This is a genomic window from Sphingopyxis sp. L1A2A, assembly GCF_005502465.1.
GTDB lineage: Bacteria > Pseudomonadota > Alphaproteobacteria > Sphingomonadales > Sphingomonadaceae > Sphingopyxis.
The window spans coordinates 1-14,580 of sequence record NZ_SCOT01000055.1; the positions used below are offsets into that span (position 1 = coordinate 1).

Below are 14,580 nucleotides of genomic sequence, written 5' to 3' on the forward strand. Positions count from 1 at the left end.
GGTTAGGGGTGGGTGCGAGCGCTAGCGAGCCGAGGCAGAGCGCCGCCTTCGGCGGCCACCCACCCCCGACCCCTCCCTGGAAGGGAGGGGAGAAGAACGTCCGCAATCAGTCGTTACCCGCCAAACCTACCCCAGCACCCACGACCGCCGCGGATAGCCCTGCGCCCACAGCAGCGCGGTCAGGTCATGGTGGCGGATCACCGCCGCCGCGGCCTCGCCCGCCGCCGGGTGCGGATAATAGCCGACCCCCAGGCCCGCCGACGTGATCATCGGAATATCGTTGGCGCCGTCGCCGACCGCCAGCGTGTCGGCAAGCGGCAGGCCGTGCTTCGCCGCCTCGGCTTTCAGCGTCTCCAGCTTTGCGGCGCTGTCGACGATCGGCTCGATCACCCGCCCGGTCAGCTTGCCGCCCTGAATCTCCAGCTCGTTCGCCAGCACCTTGTCGAACCCGATCGCTTCGCCAACCGGCCCGGCGAACGGCATAAAGCCCCCCGACACCAGCACCGAATACGCGCCATGCGCCTTCATCGTCTGCACCAAAGTGCGCGCGCCGCGCGTCAGTTTCACCCGCTCCATCCGGCACTCGACCAAGGTCGCTTCGGGCATCCCGGCCAGCAACCCGACGCGCTCGATCAGCGCCGCCCGGAAATCCAACTCGCCGCGCATCGCGCGTTCGGTGATCGCCGCAATCTCGGGCTTCAGCCCCGCATAGTCCGCCAGTTCGTCGATGCATTCGACGGTAATCATCGTCGAATCCATGTCGGCGATGATCAGTTTTTTGGTCCGATCGCCCAGCGGCTGGACGATCGTGTCGAGCGCGCCATGGTCCATCAGCGCCAGTGCGGCACGCGCGCTGACCAGGCTGCCGTGAAAGACGATGTCGGCGGCATCGCCGACATCCAGCCAGTGCGGCGCCCCGACATCATGCCCCGTCGCGTCGAGCCGGTCGATCGCTTCGCGAACCACCTCGTCGGTCAGCTTTCCGGCTGCTATCAGCGTCGCGACGAACATGGCTGCTCCTTCATCCTCTTTCGGCCCACGGCCACCTGTCGCACTTATCGCCGGACCCACCGCCAGCGGCAAGAGCGCATTGGCGGTGGCGGTGGCGAAAGCCGTCGGCGGCGTCGTGATCAATGCCGATGCCAGCCAGGTCTATACCGACCTCGCGATCCTCTCGGCGCGCCCGAGCGACGACGAAATGGCGGGCATCCCCCACCATCTCTTCGGCCATATCGACGCGACGGAGGCGCACAACGCCGCGCGCTGGGCCGATGAAGCGCGCGCCGCCATCGCCGCCGCACACGCCGCGGGCGACATCCCGATCCTCGTCGGCGGCACCGGCCTGTACCTGCGCACCTTGCTCTATGGCATCGCGCCGGTGCCCGATATCGACCCCGACATTCGCCTGGCGGTGCGCGCGCTGCCCGTCGCCGATGCCCATGCCGCGCTGACCTGGCTCGATCCCGCGGCGGCGGCGCGCCTGAACCCTGCCGACGCCACCCGCATCGCTCGCGCGCTCGAGGTTGTCCGATCGACCGGGCGCCCGCTCGGCCACTGGCAGGAATCGCGCGAAGGCGGCATCGCCGACGCCATCACCCTCGCCCCCCTGATCCTCCTCCCGCCGCGCGAGTGGCTGCGCGATCGCTGCGACGAGCGGCTGGTCCAGATGTTCGACGGCGGCGGCGTCGAAGAGGCCGCAGCCTTGCTCGCCCGCCATCTCGACCCCGATCTTCCCGCCATGCGCGCCATCGGCGTCCCCCAGATCGCGCAATATCTGTCGGGCACCATCGACCGCGCCGCCGCCCTCGACCTCGCGCAGGCGGCCACCCGCCAATATGCCAAGCGTCAATTTACGTGGTTTCGTCACCAGCCCCCCGCCGATTGGCCGCGGCACACCGAGTCACTAAACAACGATTCTGTTGATGAATTAGTAATAATATTACGTGAAAGACTGTTGACAGGATAGAATCATATACCTATTGCCCGCAACCCTGTTGCAGCGCACAAGCGCCGCAATCGCGATACGTGAAAGGAGTTTCGTCGTGACGGAAATGAGTGGTGCCGACATGGTGGTTCAGGCGCTGGTCGACCTTGGGGTCGACACGGTGTTCGGCTATCCGGGCGGTGCGGTCCTTCCGATCTATGACGCGCTCTATAAGCACCCGACGATCAAGCATATTCTCGTCCGCCACGAACAGGCGGCAACCCACGCGGCCGAGGGCTATGCCCGCGCGACCGGCAAGCCCGGCGTCGTGCTCGTCACCTCGGGGCCCGGCGCGACCAACGCGGTCACCGGCATCACCGATGCCCTGATGGATTCGATCCCGATGGTCGTCCTGACGGGGCAGGTGCCGACGACGCTGATCGGCACCGATGCGTTCCAGGAATGCGACACCGTCGGCATCACCCGCCACTGCACCAAGCATAATTATCTGGTCATGGATCCCGCCCGCCTCGGCGCGATCATGCACGAGGCCTTTTACATCGCCACCAACGGCCGCCCCGGCCCGGTGGTCATCGACATCCCCAAAAATGTTCAGGTCGCCACCGGCACCTACAGCGTGCCCGAAATGATCGAGCATAAAAGCTATCGCCCGCAGGTCGAACCCGACGCCGATGCGATTGCCACCGCGGTCGCGATGATCGCCGCGGCCGAGCGTCCGATCTTCTACACCGGCGGCGGCGTCATCAACGCCGGCCCCGATGCGAGTGCCGCTTTGCGCCAGCTCGTCGCGCTCACCGGCGCGCCGGTCACCTCGACCCTCATGGGCCTCGGCGCTTTCCCCGCCGACGATGACAAATGGCTCGGCATGCTCGGCATGCACGGCACGTTCGAGGCCAATATGGCGATGAACCGCGCCGACCTGATCATCGCGGTCGGCGCGCGCTTCGACGACCGGGTCACCGGCCGTCTCGACGCCTTCTCGCCCGATTCCAAAAAGATCCACATCGACATCGACCGCAGCTCGATCAACAAGATCATCCCCGTCGACCTCGCCGTCGTCGGCGACGCCGGGCGCGCGCTCGATGCGATCATCGCGGGGTGGCAGGACGCGGGGCACACGCCGCGCGATCTGGGCGAATGGTGGCGCCGCGTCGACGGCTGGCGCGCGACGCGCTGCCTCGATTTCCCCGAAAAGAAAGAGGATGGCGCCGAAATCATGCCGCAGCGCGCGGTCAAGGCGCTGTTCGACGCGACCCGCGGCATGGACCCGATCATCACCACCGAGGTCGGCCAGCACCAGATGTGGGCGGCGCAGCATTTCCATTTCGACAGCCCCAACCGCTGGCTGACCAGCGGCGGGCTCGGCACGATGGGTTACGGCTTCCCCGCCGCGGTCGGCGCGCAGATCGCCAAGCCCGACCGCCTCGTCATCTGCATCGCGGGCGAGGCCAGCCTGCAGATGAACATCCAGGAAATGGGCACCGTCGCGCAATATCGCCTGCCGGTGAAAATATTCATCCTCAACAACCAGTGGATGGGCATGGTCCGCCAGTGGCAGGAACTGACCTACGAAAGCCGCTATTCGAACAGCTATTCGGACAGCCTGCCCGACTTCGTCAAACTCGCCGACGCCTATGGCTGGACCGGCCTGCGCATCGACACGCTGGGCCAGCTCGACGACGGCATCGCCAAGATGATCGAGACCCCCGGCCCGGTGATCGTCGACTGCCGCGTCGCGCAGCTCGCCAACTGCTTCCCGATGATCCCCTCGGGCGCCGCGCACACCGACATGCTCCTCCAGCCGAGCGACGTCACCGGCACGATGGACGACGAAGCGAAAGCATTGGTGTGATGCGACATTTCGGACAAATCATCTCCCCCCCGGCGGGGGAGAAAAGACTTGGCTTGGCGGCTTGCCGCCTAGCAAGTCTTAGAGAGGGGGAGCGGCCCCGCGCGCCGATGGCGCGCATACCCCTCACCCAGCTTCGACTAGGCAGCAAGCTGCCAAGGCTTCGCAACCCTCTCCCGCAAGGGGAGAGGGGAGGAACTTCCCAATGAAAATCAAAACCGAAGCAGGCGAGCGCCATGTGCTCGCCGTCACCGTCGATAACGAAGCGGGCATTCTCGCCAAGATCACCGGGCTGTTCTCGGCGCGCGGCTATAATATCGAAAGCCTGACCGTCGCCGACATCAGCGCCGATCACGCGCTCTCGCGCATCACCATCGTCACCAACGGCCCGCCGCCGGTGATCGATCAGATCATCGCCCAGCTCGACCGGCTGGTGCCCGTCCACTCGGTCACCGACCTTGCCGACGGCGGGGCGCATGTCGAGCGCGAGATCGCGCTGGTCAAGGTCGCGGGCAGCGGCGACAAGCGCATCGAGGCGCTTCGCATGGCCGACGTCTTCCGCGCCAAGGTCGTCGATACGACGCTCAGCAGCTTCATCTTCGAAATTACCGGGACGAGCGACAAGGTCGACCGCTTCATCGCGCTGATGCGCGAATGCGGTCTGGTCGAAGTCGGCCGCACCGGCGTCGTCGCCATCGGCCGCGGGCCGGAGGCGCTCTGAATCAACGTCATCCCAGCGAAAGCCGGGATCGCATGCAGTTTAACACCGAGACCGATCCCAGCTTGCGCTGGGATGACGAATAATAGGGAAGAAAGACATGCAGGTTTATTACGATCGCGACGCCGACCAGGATCTGATCAAGGGCAAAAAGGTCGCCGTCGTCGGCTACGGCAGCCAGGGCCACGCCCACGCGCAGAACCTGCGCGACAGCGGCGTCGCCGAAGTCGCCGTCGCGCTCCGCCCCGGTTCGGCGACCGCCAAAAAGGCCGAAGCCGCCGGCTTCAAGGTGCTGACCAACAAGCAGGCCGCCGAATGGGCCGACGTCATCATGGTCGTCGCCCCCGACGAGCATCAGGCGAAAATCTACGCCGACGACCTCGCCGACAACATGAAGCCCGGCGCCGCGCTCGCCTTTGCCCACGGCCTCAACATCCATTTCGGCCTGATCGAGGCGCGCCCCGACATCGACGTCTTCATGGTCGCGCCGAAGGGCCCCGGCCACACCGTGCGCAGCGAATATCAGCGCGGCGGCGGCGTCCCCTGCCTGATCGCGGTCGCACAGGAAGCCGCGGGCAACACCGGCAACGGCTATGCCAAGGCGCTCGCCCTCTCCTACGCCAGTGCCGTCGGCGGCGGGCGCAGCGGCGTCATCGAGACGACCTTCAAGGAAGAGTGCGAAACCGACCTCTTCGGCGAACAGGCGGTGCTGTGCGGCGGCATCACCCACCTGATCCAGGCGGGTTTCGAGACCTTGGTCGAGGCGGGCTACGCCCCCGAAATGGCCTATTTCGAATGCCTCCACGAAACCAAGCTGATCGTCGACCTGCTCTATGAAGGCGGCATCGCCAACATGCGCTATTCGATCAGCAACACCGCCGAATATGGCGACATCAAAACCGGCCCGCGCATCATCACCGACGAAACGAAGAAGGAAATGAAGCGCGTCCTCGCCGACATTCAGTCGGGCCGCTTCGTCAAGGATTTCGTCCTCGACAACCAGGCCGGCCAGCCCGAACTGAAAGCCAGCCGCAAGGCCGCCGCGGCGCATCCGATCGAACAGGTCGGCGGCGAACTGCGCGCGATGATGCCGTGGATCGCCAAGAACCAGCTGGTCGATAAAGCCAAGAATTGATCTGACCATACCCAACTTCGTCATTCCCGCGAAAGCGGGGACCCAGCGAGCCGACGGTGCTACCGGGTTCCCGCTTTCGCGGGAATGACGAAGGATAGGACAGGATGCGAAACTCTCCCTTCGACACCCACCGCCGCGATCTCGTCGCGCTCGCGGCAGACAACCGCCGCCGCGCCCTCGCGCCGCGCGCCGGGCGCGACTTCGCCTCGAACGATTATCTCGGTCTCGCCGATAGCGATGCGCTGCGCGCCGCCCTCACCGCGGGCATGGAGCGCGGCCTCCCCGCCGGGTCGGGCGGCTCGCGCCTGCTGCGCGGCAACCACCCCGAACATGAAGCACTCGAAGCGCACGCTGCGCGCCATTATGGCAGCGAGGCGGCGCTGTTCTTCCCCACCGGTTTCGCCGCCAACGCCGCACTCTTCGCCACCCTGCCGCAGCGCGGCGATCTGATCGTCCACGACGAACTGATCCACGCCAGCGCCCATGATGGCATGAAGCTCGGCCGCGCCGGAACGATCGCCGCCGCGCATAACGACGCCCAGGCCTTCGACGACCTCATCACCCGCTGGCGCACCGGCGGCGGCGCGGGAACCCCGTGGATCGCGGTCGAAAGCCTCTATAGCATGGACGGCGACCGCGCCCCGCTGACCGATCTCGCCGCGGTCGCCGACCGCCACGACGCCATATTGGTGGTCGACGAGGCGCACGCGACCGGCGTCTTCGGTCCCGGCGGCGCCGGGCTCGCGCACACCCTCGGCCGCCGCGACAATCTTGTCACCCTCCACACCTGCGGCAAGGCGCTCGGCGCCGAGGGCGCGCTGCTCTGCGCCCCCGCGATCGCCGCCGACTTCATCGTCAACCGCGGCCGCCCCTTCATCTTCTCGACCGCGCCGTCGCCGCTGATGGCGTGGCTCGTCCGTCAGGCGATCGAGATCGTCGCCAACCAGCCCGAACGCCAGGCGCGCCTCCACGCCGTCGTCCGCCACGCCGCCGAACGCCTCGTCCCCCTCGGCATCCCGGCCAGCGGCACCCAGATCCTGCCGGTGATCGTCGGCGACAACCAGCGCACGATGCGGATCGCGGCGGCGCTCCGCGATGCAGGGTTCGACATTCGCGGCATCCGCCCGCCGACCGTCCCCCACGGCACCGCGCGCCTGCGCATCGCGATCACCCTCAACGTCGACGAAGCCGACATCGACGCGATGGCCGACGCGCTGGCCCACGCAATGGCCGCCGCATGATGCGCTTCGTCGTTACCGGCACCGACACCGGCATCGGCAAGACGATCTTTTCGGCCGCGCTCGCGGGAGCGACCGGCGCGCCTTATTGGAAACCGATCCAGGCAGGCCTCGACGACGAAACCGACAGCGCGGTCGTCGCACGCCTCGCCAATGTTGCAATCCTCCCCGAAACCTATCGCCTGAACACTCCCGCCTCGCCCCACATCGCCGCCGAAATCGACGGCATCACCATCGACCTCGCCGCGCTCACCCCGCCCCCCGGCAACCTCATCGTCGAGGGCGCCGGCGGCGCGCTCGTCCCGGTCACCCGCACCACCCTTTACGCCGACCTGTTCGCGCGCTGGCAAATCCCGGCGATCGTCTGCGCCCGCACCGCGCTCGGCACGATCAACCACAGCCTGCTGACGATCGAAGCGCTGCGCGCACGCGGCGTCCCGATCCACGGTATCGCCTTCCTCGGCGATGCGGTGGAGGACAGCGAAGCGATCATCGCCGCAATCGGCGGCGTGCGCCGGTTGGGGCGGCTGCCCATCGTCGACCCGCTGACGCCGGAAAACCTCGCCGCAGCATTCAAAGCGAACTTCGACCTCGCCAACTTCCGCTAAATACTTCGTCATTCCCGCGAACGCGGGAACCCAGCGCAAAGAAAAACTCACCCGCAGGGTGACAATCTGAATCGCAACGCTGACTCGCTGGGTTCCCGCTTTCACGGGAATGACGAAGGTGTAAGGAACGCGCCATGACCACAAACCAATCCCCCATCTGGCACCCCTTCACCCAGCACGGCCTCGGCGACCCGATCCCACTGATCGCCCGCGGCGAAGGCGCCCGTCTCTACGCCGCCGACGGCCAAAGCTGGATCGACGCCATCTCCAGCTGGTGGGTCACCACCCACGGTCACGCCCACCCGCGCATCATGGCCGCGATCCGCGCCCAGTCCGAACGGCTCGACCAGCTCATCTTCGCGGGCTGGACGCACGCCCCCGCCGAGGCGCTCGCCGCCGAACTCATCCGCATCACACCCGATCCGCTGACTCGCGTCTTCTTCTCGGACTCGGGTTCGACCAGCGTCGAGGTCGCGCTGAAAATGGCGCTCGGCTACTGGTTCAACATTGGCGAGCCGCGCCACCGCATCCTCGTCCTCGAACACAGCTATCACGGCGATACGATCGGCACGATGTCGGTCGGCGAGCGCGGCGTCTACAACCGCGCCTGGCAGCCCTTGCTGTTCGACGTCGATACCATTCCCTTCCCACACGAAGGACAGGAGCAGAGGACGCTCGACGCACTCGAAGCCGCCTGCGCTCCCCAAAAAACCGGCAACCCGCCCGCCGCCTTCATCGTCGAACCGCTCATCCTCGGCGCCGGCGGCATGCTCATATACCCCGCGTGGATGCTCGCCGAGATGCGTAGCATTTGCGCCCGCCACGGCGTCCTCTTCATCGCCGACGAGGTGATGACCGGCTGGGGCCGCACCGGCACCCGCTTCGCCTGCGACCAGGCGGGGGTGATCCCCGACATTATCTGCCTGTCGAAAGGCCTCACCGGCGGTAGCCTGCCGCTCGCGGTCACCCTCTGCATCGAACCGATCTTCGCGGCGCATTATTCGACCGATCGCAGCAAGACCTTCTATCATTCGTCGAGCTACACCGCGAATCCCATCGCCTGCGCCGCCGCCGCCGCCAACCTCGAAATCTGGCGCGACGAGCCCGTCCAGCAGCGCATCGACACCCTCGCCGACGCCCAGGCCGCACATCTGTCGCTGCTCAGCCACGACCCGCGCGTCGCCAATCGGCGCCGCCTCGGCACCATCGCCGCGCTCGACATCACCGTCCCCGACTCCGGCTACCTCTCGAACCTCGCCCCCCGCCTGATCGCCTATCATCGCGACCACGGCGTGTTGCTCCGCCCACTCGGCAACACCGTCTATGTGATGCCGCCCTATTGCATCACGCCCGAAGAACTGGCGCAGGTGTGGAACACGATCGGCGCGTCGCTGGAAACCATCTGATCCTCCCTGTGGCGAAGCCATGGGGAGGAACTATCCCTCCTCGTCACCCCGGACTTGATCCGGGGCCCATGCGGCGCCCGTGGCTATGGATCCCGGATCAAGTCCGGGATGACGAAAAGACGAAAAGACGAATGGCGGAAATCGACCGATTGCGGTCTTGAGCAATCCTCCCCACCCAAAAGCAGACTCACACCCTCACCCCCCAAATTTCGCATCCGCCGGCACCACCGCCCAATTCTTCTCCGCCGCCGCGATGTATCCCGCGCGGTTCATGTCCCACTGCGCCTTCACTTCCTGATTGAAGTTCAGATACAGCTTGCCGTCGACCACTGCATAGGCCAGCGGATCGCCCGGCGCGAGATAGCCGCGCGACATCGCCCACGCGCAATGCCCGCCATAGCGCGGCATGAACGCCTCCGGATTGGCGGCAAAGCGCGCCGCGTTGGCGCCATTGGCAAAATGATAGACCGCACCGTCATGCGCGACCGCGAAATCGGCGCTGCCCTTCACCGGCGCTCCGTCGCCGTCGAAATAGCTGACCGCATCATAGCCGCTAACCGCAATATTGCTGCCCTCGACCCCGACATAGACGGGCGCGGCCTCGGCGTGCGGGGCAAAGGCGGCGAACGACAGCGGCGCGGCCACCGCCGCCAGCAGGATGAACAGGGCTTGGTTTTTCACGATCGATCTCCATCTGAGTCCAACGGCCCGATGCCGACGCCCCGTCACTCCCAATTCGCTACCAAAGCGCAAAGGGTTACGCGGACAGGTTCGGCTTAGGTTCATCTCGGCGCTTCATGCTGCGCCGCAGGGAAACGGGGTCTGGGAATGCGATCTGTGACGATGAACAAAACCGGCCTCCTGCTCACCCTGCTCGCCGCACTCGCCGTCGCCGCGCCCGCGGCTGCGCAGGACGACAGCCTCGCGCAATCAGGCGAACCGCCACAGAAAACCTCGGTCCTCTACACTTTCGGCGACGACCCCTGCCCCGAACCGGTCGGTGACGAGATCATTGTCTGCGCGCAGCGGCCCGAATCCGAACGCTACCGCGTCCCCAAGGAATTGCGCGAGGAACTGAAGGACGACGCCCCCGTCGGCGGCGGCAGCTGGGCGTCGAAGGTCGAGGGTTACGACAATATCGCCCGCGCCACCCGCCCGAACAGCTGCTCGCCGGTCGGCAGTTACGGCTTCACCGGCTGCGCGTCCGCCGCGCTGCGCCAATGGTTCGAGGCGCGCCGCGCCCGCTGACGGAACCGCGGCGTGAAACATTGCGTTTCCTGTGCGCTGATTGACGCGGCCCTGCCCGCGCGCCTAGCCTGCACGCCCCCAACAGGAGACCAATCCATGCGCCGTATCGCTCCCCTCGCCGCCGTCGCGCTCGCTATCGTCGCGGTTCCCGTCGTCATCGCCCAGAACACCCCCGGCACCCCCGGCGCCCCCGACAAGACGCGCGTCGCCGCGGGCACCTATGCCGCCGACGCGGGGCACACGATGGTCGTGTGGGAAGTCGATCATTTCGGCTTCAGCAAGTACACGGGCATCTTCGGCGACGTCACCGGCACGCTCGTCATCGACCCCGCCAATCCCGCCGCGTCAAAGGTCGATGTGACGATCCCGGTCGCCAAGGTCACCACCGCCAGCAGCGGCCTGACCGGCCATCTGCTGCGCGCGGGCAAGGATGGCGGCAAGCCCGACTTCTTCGGCCCCGCTCCCGCCGACGCCAAATTCGTCTCGACCAGCGTCGTCCTCGATGACGACGGCGACGAGGCCAAGGTCACCGGCAATCTGACCCTGGGCGGCGTCACCAAGCCGGTCACTCTCGACGTCGATTTCCACGGCGCCGGCACCAACCCCTATAACAAGAAAGCGACCATCGGATTCGAGGCTGAAACCACGATCCGCCGCAGCGATTTCGGCATCGCCTATGGCATCCCCGCGGTCAGCGACGCGGTCGAACTCGAAATCCACGCCGCGTTCGAGAAACAATAAGCGCGGCGTAACCGCACCCCAATCTGTCACACGCACCGCGTAAACACCGGGGCGGGATCTCACCGGTCCCGCCCCTTTTTGCGAGGAGTCCGTGTGATGAGCGAACTGGTACGCGAAATTGTCGACGTGAACGCCTTCATCGGCGGCGACGAGGAAAATGCGCTGCTGACCGTCGAGGCCGAGGGCCTGACCCCGACCGCGGGCTGGGCCAATGTCCGGCTCGACCCGCATGTTTACATCACCCCGCCCGAGGACGGCGTCCAGGACTTCGACCTCGTCGGCGATCGGCCCGCGGGCAGCGACGCCGGCAGTGATCGGGGCGAGCTCACCCAGGTCGAGGCCGCGTGGGAAGGCCCGCTCGCCGACTGGCTGATCGCGGTGCGCGTCCACGCCATCGACAATATGATCGAGGACGAGGTGTTCGAGCCGTGGGACGAGGACGACGCGGAGAGCGAAGCCGCCTGACGCTCGCTCCCCGCGCAATTCACGATCCCCTGCCTGCGCCGGATCGCGGCCCGCCCGCGGTCCGGCGCCATTTTTGCGGTTCATCACCCAGCCAAGCCGGACAGGCCCGCCCACGCAATTTTCCCACTCCCCCCTTGCCAAGCGCGACATTTTCCATCACTAGAGCCGCCATGCGCGGCAACGCCCTCCTGCTTCTGCGACTTACACGCCCTTGGGCGTGACACTGGCTGCGCGTTAGTCGCGGCCACCCGCTCAAGGGTCCGATCGACATCATCGCAACCGACCAGCAGAAGACCAATCCCATGACCATGCTCCGCGACCCTTCGGTCAAATATAGTGCTTTCCCGCAGGTTCCGCTGACCCAGCGCGACTGGCCCACCCGCGTCACCACCGCCGCCCCGATCTGGCTGTCCACCGACATGCGCGACGGCAATCAGGCGCTGATCGACCCGATGGATGCCGAGAAAAAGGCGCGCTTCTTCGACCTCCTCTGCCGCATCGGCCTGAAAGAGATCGAGGTCGGTTTCCCCAGCGCCGGCGCGACCGAGTTCGACTTCATCTCCGGCCTCGTCCAGCACGGCCGCATCCCCGACGACGTGACGCCGCAGGTGCTCACCCAAAGCCGCGCCGACCTCATCCGCACCAGCTTCGACAGCCTCGCGGGCGCCAAAACCGCGATCGTCCACGTCTATAACGCGGTCAGCCCCGCCTGGCGCCGCATCGTGTTCGGCATGGAAATGCCCGAAATCAAGGCGATCGCGATCGAGGGGGCCAAGCAGCTGCGCGACAATGCCGCGCGCCTCCCCGGCACCGACTGGCGTTTCCAGTACAGCCCTGAAACCTTCTCGACCGCCGAACTCGATTTCAGCATCGAATGCTGCGCCGCGGTGATGGACATCCTGCAACCGACGACCGAAAATCCGATCATCCTCAACCTGCCCGCCACGGTCGAGGCGTCGACCCCCAACATCTACGCCGACCAGATCGAATATTTCGCCAAAAACCTGCCGAACCGCGACGCCGCGATCATCAGCCTGCACACCCACAACGACCGCGGCACCGGGGTCGCCGCCGCCGAACTCGGCCTGCTCGCGGGCGCCGACCGCGTCGAGGGCTGCCTGTTCGGCAATGGCGAGCGCACCGGCAACAGCTGCCTCGTCACCATCGCGCTCAACATGTACACGCAGGGCATCGACCCCGGCCTCGACTTTTCAAACATCGACGAAGTCATCGCGACGGTCGAATATTGCAACCAGCTCCCCGTCCACCCGCGCCACCCCTATGGCGGCGAGCTGGTCTACACCGCCTTTTCGGGCAGCCATCAGGACGCGATCAAAAAAGGCTTCGCCGCGCGCGAGCGCCAGAATGACGAACGCTGGGAAGTCCCTTACCTCCCCATCGACCCCGCCGACCTTGGACGCAGCTATGAAGCGGTGATCCGCGTCAACAGCCAGTCGGGCAAGGGCGGCGTCGCCTGGGTGCTCGAACAGGACAAGGGGCTGAAACTGCCCAAGAAAATGCAGGCCAGCTTCAGCCATGTCGTCCAGGCGCTCGCCGACGAGACCAGCCGCGAGCTGACCGCCGAAGACATCTGGGGCGCCTTCGACACCGCGTATCTCAAGGTCGAGGCCAAGCGCTTCCAGCTCGTCGACTGGTCCGAAAGCCATGCCGGCGCCGACCGCATCTTCGCCGGCAAGCTCACCATCGACGGCGCCCCGCGCAGCGTCAGCGGCCGCGGCAACGGCCTGATGAGCAGCGTCATCGCCGCGCTCGCCGAATCCGGCGGCCCGGTCATGGACATCGTCGATTACAGCGAGCACGCGATCGGCCAGGGCAGCACCGCGCAAGCCGCCGCCTATGTCGAATGCCGCACCGCGGGTGGCAAAAGCGTCTTCGGCTGCGGCCTCGACACCGACGTCGCGACCGCCAGCGTGCGCGCGATCCTGAGCGCCGCCAACGGCGCCTGACATCGTAATGACGCTCAGCCACCGCCTCGCGCAGCCGTCGGACCTCGACGCGCTGCGCGCGGTGATGGCGCTCGCCATCGCCGAACTGCAAAAGGGCTTCCTCGACGACGCCCAGATCGCCGCCAGCCACGCCGTCATGGGCCTCGACACCCAGCTGATCGCCGACGGCACCTATTTCGTGATCGAGGCGGGTGATCGGATCGCGGGCTGCGGCGGCTGGTCGCACCGCGCAACGCTCTACGGCGGTGACCACGCCGCCGCCCTGCGCGACCCCGCCCCTCTCAACCCCGCCACCGACGCCGCCCGCATCCGCGCGATGTACACCCACCCCGCCTTTGCAAGACAGGGCGTCGGCCGCATGGTGATGGCGCTCTGTGAAGCCGCCGCGCAGCAAGCCGGCTTCGCCCGCACCGAGCTGATGGCCACCCTGTCCGGCGAACCCCTCTACCGCGCCTGCGGCTACATCCCGATCGAACGGATCGCCGCCCCCGGCCCCAACGGCGCGAGCGTCCCGCTCATCCGCATGGGCAAGCAGCTGGGCAGTACGTGACCAATCCTCCCTGTGGCCGAAGGCCATGGGGAGGTGGCAGTCCGAAGGACTGACGGAGGGGCAAAAACGCAACCGTAGCCGCCCCTCCACCCCTTGCTTCGCAAGCGGTCCCCCTCCCCATGCCTACGGCACAGGGAGGAACCAGAACCACCCCAAATCCTCCCTGTCGCGAAGCGATGGGGAGGTGGCAGCCGCAAAGCGGCTGACGGAGGGGCCACTAGCGCGACGTCACCAACCGCACCAACCCCTCAACCACCCCTTCCACATCCCGAAAAACCTCAACCGCCGCCACCCGAACCACCACAAACCCCTGCCCCGTCAACCACGCATCCCGCACCAAATCCCGCTCCACCCGAAAATCATGCGCCAGCCCATCGACCTCGACGATCAACCGCGCATCAGCCGCATAAAAATCCGCCACATACACCCCCACCGGATGCTGCCGCCGAAACTTCACCCCACCCGGCCGCCCCCGCAACCGCTGCCACAACATCACCTCAGGCAAAGACATCTTCCGCCGAAGCCCCCGCGCTTTCTTGACCGTAATCTTGGATGTCTGCCGCACCCCAACCTCCCAACCCGATCCTCCCTGTGGCCGAAGGCCATGGGGAGGTGGCAGTCCGCAGGACTGACGGAGGGGCAAAAACGCAACGTCGTCGTCCCCCACCAACACCCCCATCCCTAAACCACAGCGAGCAACCCAAAAACCC

Annotated in this window: 15 protein-coding genes; 12 read left to right on the plus strand and 3 right to left on the minus strand. The window is 66.5% G+C overall.

All coding sequences use genetic code 11. From position 1 onward, the window contains the following. Nucleotides 1-126: 126 nt before the first annotated feature. Entirely contained in the window at nt 127-1,011 is an 885-nt protein-coding gene (serB, locus tag FFS68_RS17205; protein WP_137754427.1) for a phosphoserine phosphatase SerB, read from the minus strand. Between serB and miaA the strand changes: the two genes are divergently transcribed. The 7 genes from miaA to FFS68_RS17240 all read left to right on the plus strand — a co-directional run bounded on the left by miaA (nt 1,010) and on the right by FFS68_RS17240 (nt 8,899). Then, nucleotides 1,010-1,966: a tRNA (adenosine(37)-N6)-dimethylallyltransferase MiaA gene (miaA, locus tag FFS68_RS17210; protein WP_137754428.1), complete on the plus strand. Its 957-nt coding sequence runs from the start codon at nt 1,010-1,012 to the stop codon at nt 1,964-1,966. The genes serB and miaA overlap by 2 nt on opposite strands. 76 nt (nt 1,967-2,042) lie before the next feature. Continuing rightward, complete coding sequence (gene ilvB / locus FFS68_RS17215; protein ID WP_171003944.1) at nt 2,043-3,797, plus strand: biosynthetic-type acetolactate synthase large subunit; 1,755 nt, start codon at nt 2,043-2,045, stop codon at nt 3,795-3,797. A gap of 202 nt (nt 3,798-3,999) precedes the next feature. Next, nucleotides 4,000-4,515, plus strand: coding sequence for an acetolactate synthase small subunit (gene ilvN / locus FFS68_RS17220; protein WP_137754429.1), 516 nt, complete (start codon nt 4,000-4,002; stop codon nt 4,513-4,515). Nucleotides 4,516-4,612: 97 nt separating this feature from the next. Next, a complete protein-coding gene (ilvC, locus tag FFS68_RS17225) occupies nt 4,613-5,647 on the plus strand; it encodes a ketol-acid reductoisomerase (protein WP_137754430.1) in 1,035 nt (344 codons plus the stop codon). A 104-nt stretch (nt 5,648-5,751) separates the two neighbouring features. Then, nucleotides 5,752-6,888 carry an 8-amino-7-oxononanoate synthase gene (locus FFS68_RS17230; RefSeq protein ID WP_137754431.1) on the plus strand — a complete coding sequence of 379 codons (1,137 nt, stop codon included), beginning with the start codon at nt 5,752-5,754 and terminating at the stop codon, nt 6,886-6,888. Then, entirely contained in the window at nt 6,885-7,493 is a 609-nt protein-coding gene (gene bioD, locus FFS68_RS17235; RefSeq protein ID WP_137754432.1) for a dethiobiotin synthase, read from the plus strand. Before FFS68_RS17230 ends, bioD begins: the two co-directional genes overlap by 4 nt. 134 nt (nt 7,494-7,627) lie before the next feature. Further along, nucleotides 7,628-8,899 (plus strand): adenosylmethionine--8-amino-7-oxononanoate transaminase, encoded by a 1,272-nt coding sequence (locus FFS68_RS17240; protein ID WP_137754433.1) that lies wholly within the window; start codon nt 7,628-7,630, stop codon nt 8,897-8,899. 195 nt (nt 8,900-9,094) lie between these two features. Here FFS68_RS17240 and FFS68_RS17245 read toward each other — a convergent pair whose 3' ends face one another. Then, nucleotides 9,095-9,580, minus strand: coding sequence for a YHS domain-containing (seleno)protein (locus FFS68_RS17245; RefSeq protein ID WP_212742367.1), 486 nt, complete (start codon nt 9,578-9,580; stop codon nt 9,095-9,097). A gap of 162 nt (nt 9,581-9,742) precedes the next feature. Here FFS68_RS17245 and FFS68_RS17250 point away from each other — a divergent pair, with 162 nt between their 5' ends. The 5 genes from FFS68_RS17250 (at nt 9,743) to FFS68_RS17270 (ending at nt 13,870) form a co-directional block, all read left to right on the plus strand. Beyond that, complete coding sequence (locus tag FFS68_RS17250; RefSeq protein ID WP_349290395.1) at nt 9,743-10,147, plus strand: hypothetical protein; 405 nt, start codon at nt 9,743-9,745, stop codon at nt 10,145-10,147. A 96-nt stretch (nt 10,148-10,243) separates the two neighbouring features. Then, a complete protein-coding gene (locus FFS68_RS17255; RefSeq protein ID WP_137754435.1) occupies nt 10,244-10,888 on the plus strand; it encodes a YceI family protein in 645 nt (214 codons plus the stop codon). A 96-nt stretch (nt 10,889-10,984) separates the two neighbouring features. Beyond that, entirely contained in the window at nt 10,985-11,353 is a 369-nt protein-coding gene (locus FFS68_RS17260) for a hypothetical protein (protein WP_137754436.1), read from the plus strand. Nucleotides 11,354-11,655: 302 nt separating this feature from the next. Beyond that, nucleotides 11,656-13,320 (plus strand): 2-isopropylmalate synthase, encoded by a 1,665-nt coding sequence (gene leuA, locus FFS68_RS17265; protein ID WP_137754437.1) that lies wholly within the window; start codon nt 11,656-11,658, stop codon nt 13,318-13,320. A gap of 7 nt (nt 13,321-13,327) precedes the next feature. Further along, nucleotides 13,328-13,870, plus strand: a complete 543-nt coding sequence (locus FFS68_RS17270; RefSeq protein WP_137754438.1) for a GNAT family N-acetyltransferase — start codon at nt 13,328-13,330, stop codon at nt 13,868-13,870. Between the two features lie 217 nt (nt 13,871-14,087). Here the strand turns inward: FFS68_RS17270 and FFS68_RS18240 are convergent, their stop codons facing one another. Next, a complete protein-coding gene (locus tag FFS68_RS18240; protein WP_137754439.1) occupies nt 14,088-14,435 on the minus strand; it encodes a DUF559 domain-containing protein in 348 nt (115 codons plus the stop codon). Between the last annotated feature and the right edge of the window lie 145 nt (nt 14,436-14,580).

Coding starts and splice junctions, on each gene's coding strand:
- miaA (WP_137754428.1), top strand. CDS start 1,010: ATGGCTGCTCCTTCATCCTCTTTCGGCCCACGGCCACCTGTCGCACTT.
- serB (WP_137754427.1), bottom strand. CDS start 1,011: ATGTTCGTCGCGACGCTGATAGCAGCCGGAAAGCTGACCGACGAGGTG.
- ilvN (WP_137754429.1), top strand. CDS start 4,000: ATGAAAATCAAAACCGAAGCAGGCGAGCGCCATGTGCTCGCCGTCACC.
- ilvC (WP_137754430.1), top strand. CDS start 4,613: ATGCAGGTTTATTACGATCGCGACGCCGACCAGGATCTGATCAAGGGC.
- FFS68_RS17230 (WP_137754431.1), top strand. CDS start 5,752: ATGCGAAACTCTCCCTTCGACACCCACCGCCGCGATCTCGTCGCGCTC.
- bioD (WP_137754432.1), top strand. CDS start 6,885: ATGATGCGCTTCGTCGTTACCGGCACCGACACCGGCATCGGCAAGACG.
- FFS68_RS17240 (WP_137754433.1), top strand. CDS start 7,628: ATGACCACAAACCAATCCCCCATCTGGCACCCCTTCACCCAGCACGGC.
- FFS68_RS17250 (WP_349290395.1), top strand. CDS start 9,743: ATGAACAAAACCGGCCTCCTGCTCACCCTGCTCGCCGCACTCGCCGTC.
- FFS68_RS17255 (WP_137754435.1), top strand. CDS start 10,244: ATGCGCCGTATCGCTCCCCTCGCCGCCGTCGCGCTCGCTATCGTCGCG.
- FFS68_RS17260 (WP_137754436.1), top strand. CDS start 10,985: ATGAGCGAACTGGTACGCGAAATTGTCGACGTGAACGCCTTCATCGGC.
- leuA (WP_137754437.1), top strand. CDS start 11,656: ATGACCATGCTCCGCGACCCTTCGGTCAAATATAGTGCTTTCCCGCAG.
- FFS68_RS17270 (WP_137754438.1), top strand. CDS start 13,328: ATGACGCTCAGCCACCGCCTCGCGCAGCCGTCGGACCTCGACGCGCTG.